The sequence below is a fragment of the Elusimicrobiaceae bacterium genome, assembly GCA_017520185.1.
In the GTDB taxonomy this organism is placed as follows: Bacteria; Elusimicrobiota; Elusimicrobia; order Elusimicrobiales; family Elusimicrobiaceae; genus Avelusimicrobium.
In genome coordinates this window covers 210,111-231,002 of the sequence record JAFXGO010000030.1, presented here as the reverse complement: position 1 = coordinate 231,002, position 20,892 = coordinate 210,111, and the positions used below count along the sequence as shown (strand labels likewise).

The window sequence follows — 20,892 nt, the reverse complement described above, 5'->3', positions numbered from 1 at the left end:
TTTTCAGCATAATTTTCTAAACAGCCCTGATTTAATTGGGCTGTTTTTTTATTGGGAAGCGAAGATTGCTCTTCGCCCCCATTCTTTAGTTTTGCTTCATAAATAGCCTTAAACGGCTCCTTATACTCCACTACTATTTTATTACCTGCAGATAGAGTATATCGTTCCCCTACTACCCTAAGCAAATCTGCCTTGCCGTATTTATCAGCATTTTTATAGCACTTTTCAAGCCCTGATAAAATCTCCAAGCCTGCTATAGCCTTTGTTGCTCCTTCAGGGTCATTGTTCCTAACAGATAGTTCGGACTCTATATGGGCTCTTTCCTCTACTAATTTGTTGTTTTTCTCCTGATAAGTTGCATCATCAATCTTGCCATCTAATCTCATATCTAACAAGGCATCAAGGCGAGATTGGACCTTTTTTAATTCTTGTTCAAGGATAATCTTAGTATTATTACTAATCCGATTCGCCTTTATTCCTTTTTGTTTTAACCCTTTAATCAAAACTTTTACCACTTCCTTAGGTAATTCCACATCCTTTACAATACCAGACAAACCATCTAGCAATTCTGATTCCTTCAAATAACTGTTCTTTTTATGTCTTTTATCGTAATGAGCACACCGATAGTACATATATTTCTTTTTTGCTTTCTCCCCTAGAATATAATGTCCACAATGTTCACATTTTATAAGACGATTGAACGGATAATTATGCTTGGTATCAAATTTATGCCCTTTAGCACGCAGAACAATATTATCACCCTTTGATAAAGCCAAACCCATAATTTCAACAACACTTTTTGCATTGGCGGTTTTTTCTCCGAATAAAATTTGAACTTTTTCGGGGTGCTTGCCTGCTAACTTGGCAAAAACACCGGCAGGGCGGGCATGTAACCCATTGGGATTTAAAACCGTAACGGGGGAAAATCAATGTATTGCTCGGAAGAAGCGCAAGAGGAAACGGCGGTAGCCTCGTGAGAAGAATCTCCGGCTTTGCATAGTAAATCCCCTACTTTAATTTCACCGGAAAATTTATCAAACACGGGAACATCCGCGGGGGCGGTCAGCACCAACATAACCAAAGTGCTGGGAACTTTATTTTTTAAAAAAGATAAATCAAATTCCAACAATTTTTGGCCCTGTTTTATTTCCTCTCCTTCTTTGGCAAAGGCTTTGAAGCCTTCTCCCTGTAAATGTACGGTTTCTAATCCGACATGGATGAGAAGCTCAAAATTATCTTTGGCAATAACCAAAGCGTGAAGGGCTTTATTAAAATTAATAATTTTACCATCAAAAGGAGCATACAAAATCCCTTCGGAAGGTTCTATGGCTATACCGTCTCCCAGCATTTTTTCGGAGAAAACGGGATCGGGCACTTGCTCTAACGATACGGCTTGTCCTGCTAAAGGGGAAAAGACGGTTAGTGTTTCAGGCGTAGAAAGATCCTTGTGCAGTTTTCTTTATTATAGTATATCCTAACCGTTTTTAGGCGGGAAGTTTGGTTCTTTTTCTGTCGGCAGAAAAAGAAGCAAAAAGACCGCCACCCTACACTCATAAAATCCACGCTTCTCACTAAGAATTTTATAGACGGGTTAAAGGGCGGAGAAACGGCACAGAAAGAGGAAACTTTTTTTGTTTGAATTAGCAAGGAAACGGCATAGAAAAAGGTGTTGTTTATTGATTGAAAAAAAGAACAAATAATAAACGCTTGACCCTTTTTTTGATATAATAGAGGTAATTTAACATTGTTTTTGCCTGCTTTGAGTAGTATGCCGTTTGTTTTGTTGTAAAAGCTCTACAAGAAGGTTTTAATAAAAAGATATGGAAAGTTGCTTTTAAAAGAGTATACTATTACGAGCAACTTACTTAGGAGGATTATTATGAATAAAAAAGGTTTTACGCTAATAGAATTATTAGTGGTTGTTCTTATTATTGGAATATTGTCTGCGACTGCTTTGCCGAAATATCAAAATGCAGTTGAAAAGGCTCGTATTTCTGAAGCATGGACAACGTTGGGAGCCATTAAAACAGCTCAAGCCATAAAAAATATGGAAATGGGGACAAACGGAGTAACCTATCCCTTGGAATATTTGACCATTTCTTTTACTAACGAGGATGGTTCTGTCGCAACTGGCGGAGGTATTCCCGAAAATGCGTTTGGTTATGCCCAATCTAATTTGAGGAGAAATGGCTTTTACTATTATACTGATAGTAGCTATAAGGATGCCGGATTTATAGCAGTTCGAGAGAAGGGAGGTTCCTGGGAATATTGGTTGTCAATAAGGGATAATAAGAAAGTCTGTAGCCCCTTTTCTGACTGGGGAGCTAAAATGTGTAAAGTAGCTTTACCAGTATCCACCTCTTCCTCTAGCTTGTGTATAAGTAGTTCTAATTGCTATACGGATTAGTTGACTAAAAAACACTCCCCTTATGAATAAATGGGGGTGTATTTTTATTGTTCATACTTCCTATCCTCCCGCTAAAAACGGGAGGATTACTTTACGACATTAAATAATTCCGTAGCACAAAGCAAAGGCGATTACGTGGATTCTATTTGGAGTTGTTTTAAGAAGTAATGACTAGGAGTATAAAAATAAATCCATTTAAAATATCGTAGCGTGGCTACTACATACAGGGCTATATCTGCCTAATGTGGATCATACCCCTAAATTTGAAGCATTAAGGCGGGATTCTTTGCTTTTGACTGATGAACAGGTAAAGAGGTTATATTCTTTCCTGCCCAAAAGGTTTTAAAATAAAAAGTGCTCAATTCCCCGACAAAAACGTGTCGGGAAAAGTATTTTCCCCATTCGCAAAGCAAATCATATACATATATAAAAAAGCCCCTAAAAATCTGAAAAAATTTTTAATAGGGGCTTTTGGAGTAAAATTTCTGAAAAATTTTTCCAACTAGGGCTTTTTTCTTAAAGTTAGATTTTTATTTTTATTATCTGATAATGTCCTTCGGCGTACTTTCGCCTAGTTTCCTTCTTTTTGGCAAGCGGAACATAACCACTATTGGCGGCTAGAATTTTATCGTTTTTTACATAATTACTCCTTTTTTCGTAATTTCTGACCTATATTCTTATTAAACATTATACAGGAAGGTTATATTTACTCATTCTCATATAATATAGGGCCTTAGATGCTAGTTCTAGCAAAACTGGCTAAAAGTTCTAGCGGAAGGCAAAAATTAGCGCTCAAGAGCCATTGTCAAAAAATCATAAGATGGACCTTTTGTTCCATTTCTCATCACTTTTTCACGTCGTACAAGCAGGGCTTCCCAATAAATAATATTAGTGGAAAAATAATCATAAATATACTCCACTAAGGTACCCCATACTGAATCCCTAGAACCAAAAAGTTCTAGGGATTTTATTTATCAAAGAATTTCTCTTTAAGATCCAGCGCTTACGTCCGTCTGTTTTTCTACGCGATTTTTGTATATATTAAATAAGAGTTTGGTACCGGTTAAGTTTTTCTTATCTTGATCATAGTATAAAAGTGCAATATACACAAACTCTGTAGCCGATCTTTTATAATAATCCACTTCACTTATCAATAAAGGATCCACCGACACGACGGCAATATAACGTCGTTTATCAGTATGTTCAACAGAACAAACATACGTTTTAGAAGCATCCAAATTTTTTTGAGAAGGGTTCGGCTGTGCAGGGGCCAATTTGCACTGAGATAAATAAGGAAATGCTTTTCCGGCTTGAGGATCAGATAAAAAATAATCCGAAAGAACCTTATGCGCTTCTTCTGCATTGTTTAGATGCGCTGCTTGTTTACCAACTTGGCAAGCTAATAAGAAAAGAAAGGAAAATCCTACATAAAAAAACTTTTTCATAGTATTTGTTTCTAAACGATAAGAAAAGCACCCCAGCATTACACCGGGGCACTTTTCATAAACAGAATTATTTATTTACCACAGGGGTCTACTAATTCGCTGATAGACAACACGCCCAACAAATAATCGTTGGTGCATACTTTTTTACCACCGATGGTACCGCGGGTACCCATGCAGGCAGTCATGAAAGCACAAGCCATCACTAACAATACGATTTTTTTCATATTTTTTTCCTCTGAATTCTATAGAATAAAGGTAAATAAATACCTTCATCTTATTATATATCTTTTAAACACATATCACAATTTTTTAATATTACTCCAACAGACACACCTTCATTTTCATTTATAATTAGGTTGCTACAATTTCATTCTTCAGAAAATATTTAATGCGATATATTTGCTGGAAACACGATAACTTTTACAAGAAATTATTTGCACATCAAGTTAATATAATTTATGGAGAAGTTTCGATTAAAAGATTAACTAATAAGACTTTTCAAACAATTCTCTTTAAAACCAAAAACAATCAAAATCTTATTGAAAATAATATTCGAACATTGATATGTTTTTCAGGAAATAACCATGTATAAACGAAATATCTGTTTGATCATTTTACCTGCAACTTTATTAGGCTTAGGTGGAAAGATGATATTTTCTGCCGATTCTTTAGAAAAGAATAGTCAAAAAGAAAATGAGGGGATGAGCGCTTAGTATTTGCGGAAGAAATAGGAAATATGGTTATTGTTAAAATATTAAAGGATGCCGGTGCCACAAACCCTTCCTGATATGAGATTTGATACAATGGTGAAAATAAAATAGGAGATACTATTATGCCGACGTATTATTACCGCACACAAGGGGTTTGTTGTCAGGAAATTCAATTTGAATTAGACGAAGAAAACAAAATAAAACAAGTTATATTTTTAGGAGGTTGTTCCGGCAATTTGTTGGCAATCAGCAAATTGGTACAAGGCAAGCCGGCTGCCGAAATAGCCGCTCTTTTGGCCGGAAATGATTGCGCAGGGAAAGGCACTTCCTGCGCAGATCAATTTTCACAAGCACTCACACAAGCTCTTTTGAAAAAATAAATTTTCTTACCAAAACACCCCGTCATTTGACGGGGTGTTTTGTATTTAAATACTGTTTATTTTCCGGTCAACATTTTAACAGCAGTGTGATACAAGGCATGTAAATGCTGGAAAATAGGTTTTTCGCCAAAGTGAGGCTCCCATTTAAGGCGGTACAACTCATCGCTAACTACAAAAGCTGCTGCTGCTTTCACTTTTTTCTGTTCGCAAATGGCAAAAAAAGCAGAGGCTTCCATTTCTACAGTCAAAACATTCTTCTTTTGATAGTGGGCCACTTCTTCCGCCGTTTCACGGAAAATGGCATCCGTTGTCCAAGTAGGGCCCACATGAAAGTCTAACTTTTCTTTTTTCAGTGCGGCTCCCAATTTTTTAGTCAAAGAAGCGGAAGGTTTTAATACTTCTTTCGGCACATAGTGTTTGGAAATCCCTTCATCGGCCACTGCTCCATCACACAAAACCAAGTCTGCCGCCACCGCTTCCGGCTGCAAAGACCCAGCAATTCCCATCAACACCAACTCTTTAACCCCCAATGCAATCAATACTTCCAATGCCATTGCCATCGCCGGAGCTCCCACCCCAAACCCCGTCACATAACAATAACCTTTCTTTTCATCCACATAAATATCGGCTTCACAATTATAATGTTTAAAATTAGCCTGACTTAAAGCAAACTTTGTCAAAGACGAAAGAGGACAAACAATCGCTTTCGTAGGCAGTTTAATATCACATTTTAAATGTTTCAAATATGTTTTAGCACCGGAAAGTTCTTTTAATTTCACCTTGTTTTTTTTGGGAAAAAGAATGCTCATAATCAAACCTCTACTTAAAATATATTTATACTATAGCAAATACAGAGCCGAAAACACCCTAATAAGAAAAAACTTTACAATCTGCCCTCGAGGTGTTATCATATAAAAAGAAACTTTTTTTAGCGGGTGTTATATGCTGACAAAATATAATATTATGGACCGCAAACTGTGCGTGACTGAAGACGAAAAAGCACAGGTGTATGTGTTTACCAATCCAACAGTTGAAGAACAACGTTTTTTAGTAAGTGATTTTCAAATTGATGAACATACTTTAGCATCTTCTTTGGACCCGGATGAATTACCTCGTTTGGAGTTTGAACCGGAACATACGGTAATGATTTATAAACGTCCCAAAAATTATTCCGGCAAAGACCAACTGGAGTTTAAAGTTGCCTCTGTAGGCACCTTTTTATTTGCAGATAAGTTGGTTGTAGTCTTGGCAGAAGATATTCCTTTATTTGTTGGAAAACGTTTTCAAAAGGTAGATTCTATTAAAAACGTATTTTTAAAATTGGTATACAACTCCATTTCTCACTATATTGAACACTTGCGCATTATCCATTTAATTTCAGAAGAAATTGAAGACAAGATGAATGAATCTATGGATAATACCTATTTGCTAAACTTATTTAGCCTGGAAAAGAGTTTGGTGTATTATGCTGAAGCCATCACTGCCAACGGCTTTGTGTTTGAAAAGATGAGAACTTTGGCCTCTCGTTTTGGTTTTGATGAAAACGATGGGGAAATGTTAGATGATATTATCGTAGAAAACCTGCAATGTAAAACTCAGGCTGACATTCACTCCAACATTTTAGCCCAGATGTTGGGAGCACGGGCCAGCATTGTCAGCAACAACTTAAACTTGCTGATTAAAAAATTAAATATTATTACCATTTCTTTAATGGTTCCCACACTGATTGCCAGTATTTACGGTATGAATGTGGCCTTGCCTTTGGAGCATCACCCCGATGCTTTCTGGATGTTAATGGGTCTGGGATTAGTGTCTGTATGGCTGGTTATGATATACTGGCGGCATAAAAATTGGTAATCTGTAAAAAACCCCGCCAAAAGCGGGGTTTTTTTAATAATGTGTCTTTTCTAAATGTTCATCGGGCATTGGTTTAATGGCATTCAAGCGAGACCAAAATTCATCAATGCTCTGTATACGCTCTTTAGGGTCTTCCCGCAGGGCATCTTCCAGCAAGCGATCTACAGCCACCGGAATTCCGGGTACTAAGCGAGAAGGAGGATAAACCCGCTTGGTAGCAATATCAAAGCCTTTCACACTCCAAGGCACTTGTCCTACCAAAGCCTCATACAAACACAAAGCCAATGAATAAACGTCAGATTGTTTGCGCATAAAGCCTTTCTGTTGTTCCGGCGCCATATACGCAGGCGTACCGGCCACCGTACGCGCTCCGGTATCTTCTTCCATAGACTTTTTGGCCACACCAAAATCCATCACCTTGGCTGAACCATTCTCACAAATCATAATATTACCCGGCTTTAAATCACAATGGATAATATCCTGTGAGTGGGCATAATGCAAGCCTCTACATACATAATCAAAAATTTGTTTCGCCTCAGAAAAGGGGATACGCCCATCGATGTCTAAACGAGTCTCTAAAGTTTGCCCGTCTACATATTCAAATACCAAATATAAACTGCTCTCTGACTCAATAACCGTATAAATTTCTACAATACACGGATGGCGCAATAAAGCCACCATGCGGGCTTCTGCCAAAAATTGTTCTCTGATATAGGCACTGCGTACCAATTCAGGGCGGACACGTTTGATGGCTACTTTTCGTTTGAGCACTTTATCATAAGCCTCATACACTTTCCCCATGCCGCCTTCCCCTATTTGGCGCAAAAACTCATATTGCTCTTTAACTTCCACTTCTCTGCGGCTATAGGCCGTTTTAGAACCATGACGGAACAAATCTTCATAACGCAAGTATATAAAGATAATCACCGCCACTACGATTGCCAAAAAGTAAACTACCAACCAGTGCGTTGAAGGAGAAGATTTCTTTTGGACAACAGGCTTATGAGCAAATTGGGCTTTTGTTTTCTCATCTAAATCCTTCTTTATTTTTAACGCCATTTGAGACTTAGGATTTAGTTTTAATGCTTTATTTACGTCGATGCGGCACCGCTCATAATCACCCTCGTTCAAATAGGCTTGCGCACGCAAAATATAGGCGCGCGAATCTTGCGGAGCGACGGCAATAGCCTCACCGGCGGAATAAATCACATCTTCATATTGTTTCATTCCGTCATAAGCAATAGCCAACAACAAATAAAAACGTTTATCTAAAAAATTTTTTGAAACTAACTCATTAATACGAGTAGTGGTGCCAACGTAATCTTTATTTTTCAAACGCTCGTTTAATTTGGCTATTTCTTCGTCACGCGTAGCTTGATCAAAAATCACTCGCTGAGAAGTGTTGGTACTTTGAGAAAAGTTTCCCCCAACCAACAACGGAGCCGCCCCTTGCGTCGATGTAGATGCAAAAGCGCCGATAGACAAAGTTAACAATAAGATAAACCAAAAGAGTTTTCTTAGCATATTCATATTCTAGCACAAACTACCCCCTTTTTGTCACTTTCGCTTCGTATCCTACAGCATATTTACTATAATATTAATAATGAATAGCAGACCCATTGGTATTTTTGATTCCGGTTTGGGAGGGTTAACCATTTTAAAAACCCTCACTCGCGTATTGCCCAAAGAAAAATATATTTACTTTGGCGATACCGCCAACACTCCTTATGGCTCTAAATCAAAGAAGACTGTCTCCCGGTTTTCTTTAGATATTGCTCGTTTTTTGGAAAATCAAAAAGTAAAACTCATTGTCGTGGCGTGCAATACCGCTTCTGCTTTGGCATTGGCTGATTTACAGAAAAAAATATCCGTACCCGTTATCGGTGTAATTAAACCGGGTTCGCTCAAGGCAGTACAAAGCAGCCGCACAGGCAAAATTGCTGTGCTGGCCACAGAAGCAACTGTTTCCAGTAAAGCCTATCCTAAAGAATTGTTAAGGTTGGATAAACGCTTAAAAATCACTCAACAGGCTTGCCCTTTGTTTGTACCTCTTATTGAAGAAGGTTGGATTCATAAAAAAGGCGGAGAAGCCATTATTGCCGATTATTTAGCCCCCATTATCAAAAGCGGAACAGATACCGTTATATTGGGATGCACGCATTATCCTGTCATTAAAAAAAGAATTTCAAAAGTATTAGGCAATTGCATTCAGCTGGTAGATGCCGCTGAAGTGTTGGCAGAAGAAGTGAAAACGCGCCTGCTCAATACGCAGCAATTAAACAAAAAAGGCAGAGGCAGCCTCAAAATTTATGCCAGCGATGCACCCACCCGTTTTAAACGGTTAGCCAAACATATTTTAGGCCGAGAATTAAAACAAGTTTACCTTAAAAAATTAAATTAATTATGAAACTCTACTCTGACCCTCGTCTTCTATCTTTGGGTGTTATTCATGGCACTACGGACCGTGATTTAGGCAATATGCGCCTTGCCGAAAGCACACACGCTTTATTTGAGCGCTTGGGTATCGACGAAAAGAACATTTTGCGATTCAAACAAGTTCACGCTGATAACCTGATTTGTGTTGTTTCTTCGGAAGATGTAAAAAAAATACAGTCTGCTCCTTTGGCTGAAGCAGACGGTTGGGTAATAAAAGGAAAAGGCTTTGGCGCAGCTATTTTAACAGCCGATTGTGTACCTCTTGTCTTATGGGACGAAAAAGCCGAAGTATTAGGCCTTTCACACTGTGGTTGGCGCGGAGTAGTGGCCGGACTTCCGGCCAAAACGGTATTGGAAATGAAAAAACAAGGTGCTCAAGGGAAAATTTCGGCTTGGGTAGGGCCTCACATTCAAAGTTGTTGTTTTGAGGTACAGAGCGATGTGGCAGAACAATTTGATAGTTGCGTTATTAAAAAAGAAGGCAAACTTTATGTGGATTTGAACAAAGCCATTACCCGTCAATTACTATCGGCAGGAATTGAAGAAAAAGACATGCAATTTCCGCATCTATGTACTTGCGGAGATAAACTCAAATTTTTCTCTTACCGCAGGGACCACACCAAAGATGCACTGCTTACTTTTGTGTATCGTCCGTAGCGATATTATTTTCTACCGATTCTTCAGAAGGTAGCGATTGTATTTTGGAGTGACAATGACGCAAGAAAAAGTGCTCTCCTATCCAAAGCAATCCCCCCTTTTCTATTCTAAAAGACATCAGGCTGGAAAGCATCACACTAAAAAAGATGACCGAATAAATAACATCTTGTATCACACGACCATTTTCCGGAAGGTGTTGGGCAATCATAGCCGCCAATACGGCACTTACCAATCCGTTAGGGCACATGGCTAAAATGACAGAACAGTCACTGCGAGTAATTTTTTTGCTGACACACCAATTTACGCAAGGAGCCCTCACCAAGATTTTTGCCAACGAAAAGAACAAACCCAAAGCAAGCAAATGGATTTCTCCTATCCGCATAGAAATACCCATATAGACAAAAAACAAGGTTTTAAAAATAAATTCTACCTCTTCAAAAAAACTTTTCTCTCCATTATTAAGCGTCAAAGCATTAAAACTGACTTTTTTAAGCCACAATCTACGCAACAAACGCATATTACCGGCTACTGCACCAAAAGTTAAGGTAGCAATCGCGCCGTCTCCACCGGCCAACTCACTTAATCCATATACTAAAAGAACAAAGGCAAAAGTCAAAGAAACCGCATTTTCCAAACTGCGAACTCTATTTAGAATACGCATCCAAAATAATCCGGCGACTATGCTGAGCATAAGGCCGATGGCAAAAGATTGCAAAATTTCCAGCCCCACTCCTTGCAGTGTAAAAGTCCCTCCTTTTACGGCTATTCCCAACAAGGCCAAAGCCAACACAATAGAATAAACACCCGTTAAATTGGCTTCTAAAAACAAAATAGCACGAGTCTGAGGGGAAATTTTAAGTTTATCCAACAGAGGTGTCACCACTGCTGTAGAATTGTCAGCCACAATGGCTCCAATAATAAATGCATATAATTGGGGCACACCTAAGGTTAAATGCGCAACCCATGCCAAAACGATTGTTAAAATGCTAAAAGCAATCGTCGTAAGCAAAAAACCTTGCCCCATCGCTCCACGCAAGGATAGTATTTTTAGTTCAATACCGCTTTGAAAAAGCACCACAATCAGTGCCAAAGTAGTAAAAATTTCTCCGGCATGGCCAAAATCCTCCGGCCGAACAAGCCCCGTTATAGGCCCCATTAACATACCTAAAAGCATTAATGGCAAAACATCAGGCAGACGTGTTTTTGCAAACAAAGAAGAAAACACCTGCCCTAAAAAAAGTACGATACCAATAAACAAAATTGCTGCAGTCATAAGGATTATTATATGAAAATAACAATCTTAAAAGAAGATTTTTTTCTTAATTTCACTTGCGTTGTTGATACGGATTTTATTTAATGACTAAATATGGAACCTAAAGCAAAAATTTTATTGGCAGATGATAATGCCGCCATTCGCATGTTGGTATCAGAGATTTTGACTGAGGCCGGATTTACGGTAATTACCGCCGATAACGGACAAGAAGCCTTAGAAAAAACCTACAAAGAAAATCCCGATTTGCTTATTTTAGATTATGAAATGCCTCAAAAAAATGGTTTTGAAGTAGTGCAGGACGTACGCAGTCACACCGGATATATACAAACCCCTATTATTATTTTTACTGCCGTCACCGATAAGGAAACCAAAATGCAGGGGTTGGGTTTGGACATTGACGATTATCTAACCAAACCGGCCGATGCCGACGAAGTGGTGGCCCGCGTGAAACTTTTGCTCAAGCGAAACAAACAAAAGATGGACTCCAATCCTTTAACCAAACTGCCGGGAAATCCCTCCATTCAGGCTCGTATCGAACAGGAAATTAGTTCCGGCCGAAAATTTGCCGTATTGTATTGCGATTTAAATAACTTTAAGGCTTTTAATGACAAATACGGATTTGGAGAAGGAGATAAGGTTTTGCTCAGTACCGCCAAAATATTGGTGGAAGCCTCACAACAAGACCCTACCTCTTTTGTAGGTAATATCGGCGGAGATGATTTTATTATTGTTTGCAAATTGGAACATGCCGAAAGCATCGCACAACAAATCGTAGATGCCATGACGGCCATTGCCCCTACATTTTACAATGAAAATGACCAACAACAAGGCTTTATGCTTTCCGTAAATAGAAAAGGAGAAACAGAAAAGTTTAATTTCTTGTCTATTGGCATCGGAATTGTACACAATTCTTTAAAAGACCTCACTTCTTTTGCCCAAGTCAGCAATATCGGAAGTGAACTAAAATGTTTGGCCAAACAACACGAGCATAGTTATTATGCCATTGACAGAAGAAGTTGACCGTATATATTTATGAATAAAAAATCTTCTTTTCCTTTCTACAAAAGAATCGTTCAAGCAGGTCTGATTTTAGCTCTGTTATTAGGGTTATCTTACAAATTTTTACCACAAAAAAAAGATGTTTTTCCGGTAATTTTATTGGTAAATCGCTATCCGTTGGAAGAATCGGATAAACAATACCTTAGAAATATTAATCCTTACGGATTTTTATTGAGCATTCCCATTCACAAAGGCCTTAAATTGCCCGATTTGAGAAAAGAATTGGAAGAAGTTTTAGAAAGAGACGATTTCCTCTTTTTCTTAGACCAGGAAGGAGGCGGTGTAAACAGGATTAAACACTTTAATCCCAAATTCAAGGCCCCTTCTCCGCAGTCTTTTGGCGACAAAGCCAAAAAAGATTTAAAAAAGGCTATCGCCGACGTTTATGACTATGGCTTACAAACAGCGGCCGAACTTAAAAATTTATCTATTGATGTAGTTTTTGCTCCATTAGCAGAAGCCGCAGAAAACAATGAAGTATATGGACGAAGCCGTTATTTCTCGGAAGACCCCAAAATTTCTACCTTATTGGCAGATTCTTTTGCCAAAGGAATCGCAGATGGTGGAATTATGCCGTGTTATAAACATTTTCCCGGCAGTTCTACTGCTTTTGACCCTCATGTAGCCAAACAAGTAATTACAGCCGATTTAAAAACCTTGCGCACGCAATATACCAAGCCTTTTGCCAACGCAAAACAATATCCTTGTTTAATGACCGCTCATGCCACTTATACAGCCTTAGACGAGCATAATATTTCCACTTACTCGCCCGAGTTTTATCGCTTTACCCGTAAAGAACTAGACTACAACGGCATTATTATGCCGGACGCTTTAAATATGCAATCAGCCAATGGTTATAATCCCCAAACGATAGGTTGGCGTATGAATAAGGCTTTGGAAGCCGGAGCAGACGTGGTCATGCCTTTCTTTTCTTATGGGGCCGACCCACAGTGGATGGAAAATCAAATCCGCCAGATTCGCCCCCAATACGTCAAACGATTTCAAAAGAAATTGAAATTGATTCAAAAAGCAAAATAATTATTTCTTTTCTGCTTTTTCAGCCCGACACAAAAGATAGGGATCAGACGAAGTGGAATTTGGATATAATTGTTGGCACGTCTCTTTGGTATCTTTCCAAGCAACACCGTATCTTGACCACGTTTTTGCGTTTTCCACAATATCATCTTTGAGACATAACACAAAGATATCTCCTTGATGTTGCTCTATTTTATTTTTGATTTTCTCATCAAACTGATGAGAATAATATCCGCTGGGCAGTGTATTAAATCTTTGCACAAAAAATTGATTTTTCTCCCCATAATCTTTTTCATCAAACCAAGCCCCCCCCACATAGGTAATATTTGAGGGCAAAAAAGGAACCAAATCCGAAATATGACCGGCCAATAACACCAATGAATTATCCGTTAAAGCAGGTTTTTGAGAGAAATAGAAGTTTTCTTTTTCCACGCCTTGTCTGTCTTGAGAAATGGACGGATGAAAAACATACCAAAAACCACACACTGCTATACATATGGTAGCCAAATCACCAAAAAGCCAACAAAGACATTGACCTATCAATAATACACCCAAAACCTCTAAAATAATAGAGCTAGCCGCATCTCGAAAAGCCAATAACCAACAAGCATACATACAAATATACAAGCAGGGAAGTAAATTTTGCTTTTCTTCCGCTCTTTCGCAAGCAGTACCTAAATAAGATTTTCCAATGAGCAGTACGGCCGCCAGCAATCCTCCGGCAATGCTGGCACTTAACAAATACCCATCTAAGCCATAAAATACTCTGACAAACGGCAAAAACAGCCACTCAATACATCCAAAAGGGCTTTCAAAAGGGTTAGCGAGGGATGACTTTGGAAATAGCCAACCTTGCGGTATTAAAGCATTAAAAGCAGGCTCAAGGCTTCCTACAGACTGCCAACTATACCACAACAGGGGCATTATTCCCAAAAGGAATCCTAACAAACTATATAAAAGGGCCTTTGCCAACAAACTCCATTTCTGCTCCGTCTTTTTAAACAAAATAACAGCCAACATCGCTACCCATAACGGTAAGGCCGATACATGCAACCCCACTCCGAAGGAAGCGATAAAAAACCCTAGTTTGTATTTTGTAGAAATTTTTAGAGAAGAAAAGAAGAAAATCCAAACCGCCGCCAATTCCAAAACAGCTAGCCATAAATTCCCTCCCGATTTACCGATTTGATTTAACGTGGCCTGACAGGTGATGCTAACAAGCAAAAATATGACAAAAAAGAGTTTTTTGGTTGTAAAAACCTTTAGACTTTTTAAAATTTTATAAGCAAAAAAGCCCATCAATCCATAAGGCACTCCCAGCAAAAACATGGATAATTTGGAGTAAGAATTTAAAAGTACAAAAACTACATAATACGGTAATAAAAGCAGCGGATTTTGACCTAAAGTCCCCACACCTCCGACCAAAAAGTCTATGGAAAGTCTGCCGTTTAAAAGGGCGTACGGCGGATAAAGTTTGTTCGTCATTGTATAGGAAGAAATATCTTGTCCCAAAAAAAGACTTAAAAATCCCCCCAAAAAAATAAAGGCTAATAAAGGGCCGACTTCATATTTAAACACCCATAATTTTATTTTTGTAAACATAGTTTCCCCTAAGAAATTTTTTGAACTTCGCAAATATAAAAACCGTTATAAATAGCATCTAAAGAGACCTGGAAATATTGACACTTATTCGGGTTTTCATCTACTCGGATGGAATATTTAGACCAGAAATTATTATCCAAAAGCCATTTTTCAGATGGAATTAAAATATATACGGGCCCCTCATGTTTTTTCATTTCTTCTACAATAATGGGGGCAAAATTGTGCTTATAATCATTTCTTTGCAACCAATTTAATATGATTCCGTCCCCAGAAGGTCGTTGAGCAAATTCTTCCGGCGGAAACCAAATCCCCCCTGCATAACGAGCATTGGGATTAAGAAACGGAACCAAAAAAGAAAGATGTCCGCCAATCAAAACAAAAGAATTGTCGGGAATATTCGGCTCTTGGGTAAAAACAATATTTTTTTCGGCAAAAATTTGTCTATGCCACTCCGGCAAAGGTTGCGCATTTAATCCCAAAGCCACCAAAGCCACAATCAATGTAGTAAAGCGAGCGGAAATAAAACGCCGCATCAACAAAACAAACAATAAAGAGGATATGACTTCTAAAAATACAACGTAGCGCATATTCCCAAACAACAATACCCAGCCTATATAAGTATTGCAAAAAACACATAACAACAATACAGAAGGTTTATACCATTCTTCTTTTTTAGAGAAAAAAGAAGTCGTCAACAACACCCAAAAAGACACCAGCCCCAAAATCAAACGGAAATCCAACCGATATTCCAAAATGCGGAATTGATAACGCAAGAAAGGCAAAAAAAGCCACTCTTTCCAATTTTGAGGGGTGCCCATACCATTGGGCAAGAAATCCTGATTAAAATAAGGAGATTGAAATATATGGTTAAAATAAGGAAAAAGAGGATTTTGTACGGTCTGAAATTTATGCCACATAAAAAACCCATCTGCCAACAATATCCCCACTACGGCAGATAAAATAACCCATGCATAGTTTTTCCAAGAGGCTTTACTCTTAATAAGAACAAACAAACAGGCCAGTCCTATACCCAACATAGATGGAGCTGCCGTATATTTAAATCCTGCCGCCAAAGAAACCACAAAAGCAGCCGCCATCAGATAACCTAGACGAAAATTTAATTTTTGATTTGTTCCTTTAAATAAAAACCAACAAGCCAAAAGTCCCAAAAGGGAGGTCTGTATTTCATTGCTGCTTCGGGCAATTTGCAAAAGAGTCGCCATGCCGCTGGCGGCAAAACACAACACGATTATACGGAAAAGAATATTTTTTGAATCCTGATCTTCAAAAATAAGAGGAATCAGTTTCCAAATAATAAACAAGAATATTCCATAAAAACCCCCCAACAAAAAAGCCGTTAAATGAGGCCAATCATTTAAGTGATAATACATCAAAAAAGCAGGAATATCTAACAAAGGATTAAAGAAGCTATGCAAAGCCCCGGCAGGAATAATATCTATGGCCCATCTTCCATTTAAAAAAGCATAGGGAATATATAAGTGGTAATTTTGCAAGTCAAAGGAAACGTCTTGCCCGAACAACAAACTTGCCCCTCCTCCTATACAAACAAACAGAAGAAGCAAGGCAAAATTTTTCAAATTTTTCATCCGGTTTCTCTCTTTAATAAAGTTATGTTTACTTTAGGAATTTTATCATATTCCATCTGGCAAAAGCCATTTTTGCCACAGTATTTACACAACAAAAGAGAGATTTATTTTTCTATTCGAAATCTTTGAGATATCGGAAAAAATGTTTTTTCCGATTCTTCCCCCATGCAACCGCCCAAGGGCATTTGAGCCACCATTTTCCAGTTGTTTGGAATATGAAAAGCAGCCGCTACCTCTGCATCAATAATGGGATTATAATGTTGCAAAGATGCCCCTATTTTGGCTTCCGCCAAAGCCGTCCAAATAGAAAATTGCAACATGGCATTGCCCTCTACTGACCATTCGTCAAAAGAATCTTTATAAGCGGGAAATTGGCTTTTCAGCCGCTCTATCACGCTTTGATCTTCATAAAAAAGCAACGTTGCATAGGATTTAGAAAATGAATTTATTTTCTCTCGGGTCGGCTCAAAATGATCTGCCGCCACCAAAGAACGCAGTTTTTCCAATGTTAAGTCCCACAATAATTTATGCGCCGTTTTCAACAAAAGTACCACTCTGGCACTTTGACTATTAAAAGCCGATGGCGTATATTTAATGCAGCTCTGTATCAATTTCTCTAATTCCTGCTCCGAAATAGGAATTTTAGAATTTAATAGATAACGAGAACGGCGTTTTTTAATTAAATCTATAAAAGACATAATATCCCCCCCTTTTATTTGTATATGACTTAGGATAAGCCCTTTTACTCTTTTTAAAAGAAAGATAAATTAATTAGAAAAGTTGGCCTCTGCCTTTAAACTTGCTAAAATATAGACAGTAAGCCTCTGTAGCTCAATTGGATAGAGCAGCTCCGTCCTAAGGAGAAGGTTGCGAGTTCGACTCCCGCCGGGGGCGTATTTTAAAGATAAAACCCGCGTTTACACGCGGGTTTTATTATTTTTTAGATTTCTTACAACGAATCGTTGTTTTTTTGGGTTTGCTTGTTTTTTTGGCAGTCTTCTTTGTAGAGGTTGTTTTCTTTTGTTTTTCCTTTGCCGCCGCCTGTTTTCTCAAAAGCCTTGCCAAAGGTCCACGGTCTACCACTTCGCCCAAAATATTGGTTTTTGGCTTAAAAGATAAACCGGCATGTAAATTACGCGTGCGGCAATCTTCATGATTTCCCTCCAACAAACCGGCTTTTCTGGCTGCTTTGCGCATATGATTAACAGCACGTTCTTCTATTTGGCGCACACGCTCACGCGAAAGCCCCATTTTTTCAGCCACTTCTCCCAGTGTCTTGGGTTCATTATCAATCAAGCCGAAACGCAATGTTAAAATTTCTCTATCTCTATCATTTAAATCCAGCAAACTTTTTTGCAAAACTTGGGCATTTTCCGAACGGAGAAAAACATCATGCGGATTTCCTTTACCGTCATCACTTAGTTTATCCTCCAATGTCATTTCGTCTTCTTCTCCGACGACAGAGGTCAAAGAATCCACCCCTGTTGCCGCGCTTAATGTATCCATAATGGCTTTAACTTGACGAGCACTTAAATCTAACTCTGCTGCCATTTCGCTTAAAGAAGGATCCCTTCCGTTTTCCTCTCTTAAACTATTCCAAGCCTTAAACCATTTCTTTAAGTTTCCCCATGCATGGGAAGGTATTTTAATCGCGCCGGATTGTTCCTCAATATATTTGCGAATATACTGCTCAATCCAATATACAGCATAAGTAGAAAAACGATATCCCTTTTCTGGTTGAAATTTCTCAATAGCTTGCAACAAACCCAAATTTCCTTCTTCAATCAAATCCATCAGTTCCATACCGGGCCGTTGGAAACGTTTTGCCGTCGGAACTACCAGACGCAAGTTCATTTCCATCATTTTGTTTTTGGCGTCTTTATTGCCCTTTTTAATCTGTGTCCAAAGCGCAGACATTTCCTCACGGTTCATCTCCCGTGTGATTTGGCCCAAGTGTTTAAAATATTCATTTACGCTGTCCAGGGTTTCGTGTTGCATAGTTATATTCTATCAAATCATCTCAGAAAATCTTACTAACAATATGATACTATTTTTTCTTTTCGTTCGCGCTTGTAAATATTGCCTTTACAACAACAAACCCCCGCTCTTATAAGCGGGGGTTTATAGTATTTATATTTTACAACGGAATATTTCCCGTATTGGTATGATTTTTCGGGTCCCGTTTATTCTTCAAAATGCGCAAGGCATTAATGATTTTGCTACGCGCTTCGGACGGCTCAATAATTTCATCAATAGAACCGTTAGAAGCGGCCTGATACGGAGAGGCAAACTTGTCAGAATATTCTTGCGTCATTTTTTGTTTCAATTCTTCCTTCTTTTGCTCGTCCGTTTCTTTTTTCAAATCGCGGGAATATAAAATTTCCACCGCGCCACGCGGACCCATTACAGCAATTTCTGCGCTGGGGAAGGCAAAGTTAAAATCTCCGCGCAAGAACTTAGAGCCCATCGCAATATAAGCCCCGCCGTAGGCTTTGCGCAAGACTAAAGTAATTTTGGGTACCGTAGCCTCTGCATAGGCATACAGAAGTTTTGCTCCATGACGAATAATACCGCCATGTTCTTGTTGCACACCGGGCAAATAACCGCCGGTATCCACCAATGTTAATATAGGAATATTAAAAGCATTTAAGAAGCGGATAAAACGAGCTGCTTTATCACTAGCATCGCTGTCTAAAGCACCGCCTAAGTAGTCCGGATTATTGGCAATTACGCCCACCACTTCTCCGCCCATACGGATAAAGCCCGTCACCACATTTTTGGCAAAGTTTTGATGAATTTCAAAGAAACCGAAATCATCGGCCAAACGCCAAATGATATGATGCACGCGAAAAGCCTTTTTAGGGTCCATTTCGCAAACGCGCTCCAATACGTGTACGGGTCTGTCCACGATATCACTGGTAGTTTCGGAAGGGGCTTTTTCCTCATTATTTTGGGGCAAAAAACTCAGTAGTTCGCGCACTTGTCGGAAACAATCTTGCTCGGATTTAGCCACAAATTGGCACACTCCGCTCTTTTCGCTATGCGGTTTGCTGCCACCTAAAGTATCAAAATCCACTTCTTCTCCGGTGGCGGCCTTTACGGCGTTCGGCCCCGTAATAAACATATGGCTGATACCTTCTACCATAAAAATAAAATCCGTCAAAGCCGGAGAGTACGCAGCACCACCGGCACAAGGCCCTAAAATAACGGAAATCTGCGGAATTTTGCCGGAGGCTTTTACATTGCGGTAAAAAATTTCCCCATATCCGTTTAAACTTTCTACCCCTTCTTGAATGCGCGCACCACCACTGTCTAAAAGTCCGATAACGGGGATTTTAGCTTCCAAAGCCTTATCCATAATATCGGCAATTTTACGGGCATGGGCCAACCCCAAAGAACCACCCAGTTGTGGGAAGTCTTGGGCAAAGATAGCCACCGGACGTCCGTTAATACGGCCGAAACCGGTAATTACGCCATCACCTTTAATATGTTTATCGGCCACACCAAAATCATGGCAATTACTTTCAACCAAACTTTTAATTTCAAAAAAACTGTCTTGGTCTAACAAATAAGACAAACGCTCTCGAGCGGTAAATTTGCCTTTGGCATTTTGGGCTTTATTTTTTTCTTCACCCGCGCCTGCCATCGCGTCCTGATAAATCTGGCGGAATTTTACAAGGCTCTTAGGAGCCGGACGATCGGATTTTTTATCCTCTCTGGGATTATCAAAAAGTTCTATCATACGCCCTCCGTTAACTTATATTCTAGCAAACTTCACAGCACTCGGAGCAACGGCATAGGCTGTGGTAAAAATAAAATCATTGTCAAAACGGTTTGAGTTAAGTACAATATGCGGCGATTGCAAAGACTGCCATACTTGCAATGCGCGACCCTTTAAACGAACTTCATTATTGATCAAAATAATTTCACGCATATTTAAAGAAAGCCCACGCCCCAACAATTTTAAGACGGCTTCTTTTTGTGTCCAAACTTTGGTTAAGTGTTCATCGGTAGCAGGTCCTTTTTCTTCTTCTAAGAAAAATTCTTCCGCCCATACGCGGCTACGCGTTTGTATCTTCTCCAAATCAATACCCAAATAGGTTTGTGGATCTGATACAGCCGCCACCGCCCAACCATTGGAATGACTGATACTCACACTGCGTGCGTCCGGCACAGAACCTACAAACACTTGCGGAGCACCGCTGGGTAATTTGACGATATCTATTTGTTTGAGAATATGAAGGGCGGCCTCAGACATTTCTATCTTTTTTATTTCTCCCCCCTGATCCGGCAAACTGCATACCGGCAAAAAACCGCTTTGACGCGCCAATAACACTTTTAACGCAAACCGGCCCCCAAGCCAATCTCCCTTTCGTTTCTCTACACGGAGCGTTTGCAAATAAGCGCTCTCCGAACAGGATAAA

At 39.1% G+C, this 20,892-nt stretch carries 19 protein-coding genes, 1 tRNA gene and 1 pseudogene; 8 read left to right on the top strand and 13 right to left on the bottom strand.

The annotated features are described in order from the left end of the window. Both IKL48_05985 and IKL48_05980 read right to left on the bottom strand, forming a co-directional pair. Positions 1 to 782: zinc ribbon domain-containing protein (locus tag IKL48_05985; protein MBR3604199.1), on the bottom strand; the 782-nt coding region annotated here is incomplete at its 3' end. A gap of 122 nt (positions 783 to 904) precedes the next feature. Then, entirely contained in the window at positions 905 to 1,453 is a 549-nt protein-coding gene (locus tag IKL48_05980) for a PTS glucose transporter subunit IIA (protein ID MBR3604198.1), read from the bottom strand. Positions 1,454 to 1,879: 426 nt separating this feature from the next. On the opposite strand from IKL48_05980, the pseudogene IKL48_05975 reads away from it, so the two are divergent. Continuing rightward, positions 1,880 to 2,002, top strand: a pseudogene (locus tag IKL48_05975) (prepilin-type N-terminal cleavage/methylation domain-containing protein). 1,394 nt (positions 2,003 to 3,396) lie between these two features. On the opposite strand, the gene IKL48_05970 reads toward IKL48_05975, so the two are convergent. Further along, the gene (locus IKL48_05970) at positions 3,397 to 3,852 is read right to left on the bottom strand and encodes a hypothetical protein (protein ID MBR3604197.1); all 456 of its coding nucleotides are present in this window, start codon (positions 3,850 to 3,852) and stop codon (positions 3,397 to 3,399) included. Between the two features lie 71 nt (positions 3,853 to 3,923). Beyond that, positions 3,924 to 4,076 carry a hypothetical protein gene (locus IKL48_05965; protein ID MBR3604196.1) on the bottom strand — a complete coding sequence of 51 codons (153 nt, stop codon included), beginning with the start codon at positions 4,074 to 4,076 and terminating at the stop codon, positions 3,924 to 3,926. 608 nt (positions 4,077 to 4,684) lie between these two features. Here IKL48_05965 and IKL48_05960 point away from each other — a divergent pair. Beyond that, positions 4,685 to 4,942: a TIGR03905 family TSCPD domain-containing protein gene (locus IKL48_05960; protein MBR3604195.1), complete on the top strand. Its 258-nt coding sequence runs from the start codon at positions 4,685 to 4,687 to the stop codon at positions 4,940 to 4,942. A 56-nt stretch (positions 4,943 to 4,998) separates the two neighbouring features. On the opposite strand, the gene IKL48_05955 is transcribed toward IKL48_05960, so the two are convergent. Then, a complete protein-coding gene (locus tag IKL48_05955) occupies positions 4,999 to 5,751 on the bottom strand; it encodes a nucleoside phosphorylase (protein ID MBR3604194.1) in 753 nt (250 codons plus the stop codon). 154 nt (positions 5,752 to 5,905) lie between these two features. Here IKL48_05955 and IKL48_05950 point away from each other — a divergent pair, with 154 nt between their 5' ends. Next, positions 5,906 to 6,799, top strand: coding sequence for a magnesium transporter CorA family protein (locus tag IKL48_05950; protein MBR3604193.1), 894 nt, complete (start codon positions 5,906 to 5,908; stop codon positions 6,797 to 6,799). 33 nt (positions 6,800 to 6,832) lie between these two features. Here the strand turns inward: IKL48_05950 and IKL48_05945 are convergent, their stop codons facing one another. Continuing rightward, positions 6,833 to 8,323: a protein kinase gene (locus IKL48_05945; GenBank protein ID MBR3604192.1), complete on the bottom strand. Its 1,491-nt coding sequence runs from the start codon at positions 8,321 to 8,323 to the stop codon at positions 6,833 to 6,835. A 79-nt stretch (positions 8,324 to 8,402) separates the two neighbouring features. On the opposite strand from IKL48_05945, the gene IKL48_05940 reads away from it, so the two are divergent. Together IKL48_05940 and IKL48_05935 are read left to right on the top strand one after the other, a co-directional pair. Then, the gene (locus IKL48_05940) at positions 8,403 to 9,200 is read left to right on the top strand and encodes a glutamate racemase (protein MBR3604191.1); all 798 of its coding nucleotides are present in this window, start codon (positions 8,403 to 8,405) and stop codon (positions 9,198 to 9,200) included. A gap of 2 nt (positions 9,201 to 9,202) precedes the next feature. Further along, positions 9,203 to 9,892: a polyphenol oxidase family protein gene (locus IKL48_05935; protein MBR3604190.1), complete on the top strand. Its 690-nt coding sequence runs from the start codon at positions 9,203 to 9,205 to the stop codon at positions 9,890 to 9,892. Here IKL48_05935 and IKL48_05930 read toward each other — a convergent pair. After that, complete coding sequence (locus tag IKL48_05930; GenBank protein ID MBR3604189.1) at positions 9,870 to 11,165, bottom strand: cation:proton antiporter; 1,296 nt, start codon at positions 11,163 to 11,165, stop codon at positions 9,870 to 9,872. The genes IKL48_05935 and IKL48_05930 overlap by 23 nt on opposite strands. A 93-nt stretch (positions 11,166 to 11,258) precedes the next feature. On the opposite strand from IKL48_05930, the gene IKL48_05925 reads away from it, so the two are divergent. Beyond that, complete coding sequence (locus IKL48_05925; GenBank protein MBR3604188.1) at positions 11,259 to 12,185, top strand: response regulator; 927 nt, start codon at positions 11,259 to 11,261, stop codon at positions 12,183 to 12,185. A 12-nt stretch (positions 12,186 to 12,197) separates the two neighbouring features. After that, positions 12,198 to 13,262: a glycoside hydrolase family 3 protein gene (locus IKL48_05920; GenBank protein ID MBR3604187.1), complete on the top strand. Its 1,065-nt coding sequence runs from the start codon at positions 12,198 to 12,200 to the stop codon at positions 13,260 to 13,262. Here IKL48_05920 and IKL48_05915 read toward each other — a convergent pair whose 3' ends face one another. From IKL48_05915 to IKL48_05905, 3 genes are all read right to left on the bottom strand, one after another. Then, positions 13,263 to 14,861, bottom strand: coding sequence for a hypothetical protein (locus IKL48_05915; protein MBR3604186.1), 1,599 nt, complete (start codon positions 14,859 to 14,861; stop codon positions 13,263 to 13,265). An 8-nt stretch (positions 14,862 to 14,869) separates the two neighbouring features. Next, positions 14,870 to 16,468 (bottom strand): hypothetical protein, encoded by a 1,599-nt coding sequence (locus IKL48_05910; GenBank protein MBR3604185.1) that lies wholly within the window; start codon positions 16,466 to 16,468, stop codon positions 14,870 to 14,872. A 104-nt stretch (positions 16,469 to 16,572) separates the two neighbouring features. Beyond that, positions 16,573 to 17,166 carry a nitroreductase family protein gene (locus IKL48_05905; protein MBR3604184.1) on the bottom strand — a complete coding sequence of 198 codons (594 nt, stop codon included), beginning with the start codon at positions 17,164 to 17,166 and terminating at the stop codon, positions 16,573 to 16,575. A 122-nt stretch (positions 17,167 to 17,288) separates the two neighbouring features. On the opposite strand from IKL48_05905, the gene IKL48_05900 reads away from it, so the two are divergent. Beyond that, positions 17,289 to 17,362: transfer RNA gene (locus IKL48_05900), tRNA-Arg, on the top strand. A gap of 39 nt (positions 17,363 to 17,401) precedes the next feature. Here IKL48_05900 and IKL48_05895 read toward each other — a convergent pair. From IKL48_05895 to IKL48_05885, 3 genes are all read right to left on the bottom strand, one after another. After that, a complete protein-coding gene (locus tag IKL48_05895; GenBank protein MBR3604183.1) occupies positions 17,402 to 18,466 on the bottom strand; it encodes a sigma-70 family RNA polymerase sigma factor in 1,065 nt (354 codons plus the stop codon). Positions 18,467 to 18,605: 139 nt separating this feature from the next. Next, positions 18,606 to 20,210 (bottom strand): acyl-CoA carboxylase subunit beta, encoded by a 1,605-nt coding sequence (locus IKL48_05890; protein ID MBR3604182.1) that lies wholly within the window; start codon positions 20,208 to 20,210, stop codon positions 18,606 to 18,608. Positions 20,211 to 20,225: 15 nt separating this feature from the next. After that, positions 20,226 to 20,867, bottom strand: a complete 642-nt coding sequence (locus IKL48_05885; GenBank protein ID MBR3604181.1) for a 4'-phosphopantetheinyl transferase superfamily protein — start codon at positions 20,865 to 20,867, stop codon at positions 20,226 to 20,228. Positions 20,868 to 20,892 lie beyond the last annotated feature (25 nt).

Excerpts from the sequence above, each read along its gene's own strand:
- IKL48_05970 (MBR3604197.1), bottom strand. The coding sequence starts at position 3,852 with ATGAAAAAGTTTTTTTATGTAGGATTTTCCTTTCTTTTCTTATTAGCT.
- IKL48_05965 (MBR3604196.1), bottom strand. The coding sequence starts at position 4,076 with ATGAAAAAAATCGTATTGTTAGTGATGGCTTGTGCTTTCATGACTGCC.
- IKL48_05960 (MBR3604195.1), top strand. The coding sequence starts at position 4,685 with ATGCCGACGTATTATTACCGCACACAAGGGGTTTGTTGTCAGGAAATT.
- IKL48_05955 (MBR3604194.1), bottom strand. The coding sequence starts at position 5,751 with ATGAGCATTCTTTTTCCCAAAAAAAACAAGGTGAAATTAAAAGAACTT.
- IKL48_05950 (MBR3604193.1), top strand. The coding sequence starts at position 5,906 with ATGGACCGCAAACTGTGCGTGACTGAAGACGAAAAAGCACAGGTGTAT.
- IKL48_05945 (MBR3604192.1), bottom strand. The coding sequence starts at position 8,323 with ATGCTAAGAAAACTCTTTTGGTTTATCTTATTGTTAACTTTGTCTATC.
- IKL48_05940 (MBR3604191.1), top strand. The coding sequence starts at position 8,403 with ATGAATAGCAGACCCATTGGTATTTTTGATTCCGGTTTGGGAGGGTTA.
- IKL48_05935 (MBR3604190.1), top strand. The coding sequence starts at position 9,203 with ATGAAACTCTACTCTGACCCTCGTCTTCTATCTTTGGGTGTTATTCAT.
- IKL48_05930 (MBR3604189.1), bottom strand. The coding sequence starts at position 11,165 with ATGACTGCAGCAATTTTGTTTATTGGTATCGTACTTTTTTTAGGGCAG.
- IKL48_05925 (MBR3604188.1), top strand. The coding sequence starts at position 11,259 with ATGGAACCTAAAGCAAAAATTTTATTGGCAGATGATAATGCCGCCATT.
- IKL48_05920 (MBR3604187.1), top strand. The coding sequence starts at position 12,198 with ATGAATAAAAAATCTTCTTTTCCTTTCTACAAAAGAATCGTTCAAGCA.
- IKL48_05915 (MBR3604186.1), bottom strand. The coding sequence starts at position 14,861 with ATGTTTACAAAAATAAAATTATGGGTGTTTAAATATGAAGTCGGCCCT.
- IKL48_05910 (MBR3604185.1), bottom strand. The coding sequence starts at position 16,468 with ATGAAAAATTTGAAAAATTTTGCCTTGCTTCTTCTGTTTGTTTGTATA.
- IKL48_05905 (MBR3604184.1), bottom strand. The coding sequence starts at position 17,166 with ATGTCTTTTATAGATTTAATTAAAAAACGCCGTTCTCGTTATCTATTA.
- IKL48_05895 (MBR3604183.1), bottom strand. The coding sequence starts at position 18,466 with ATGCAACACGAAACCCTGGACAGCGTAAATGAATATTTTAAACACTTG.
- IKL48_05890 (MBR3604182.1), bottom strand. The coding sequence starts at position 20,210 with ATGATAGAACTTTTTGATAATCCCAGAGAGGATAAAAAATCCGATCGT.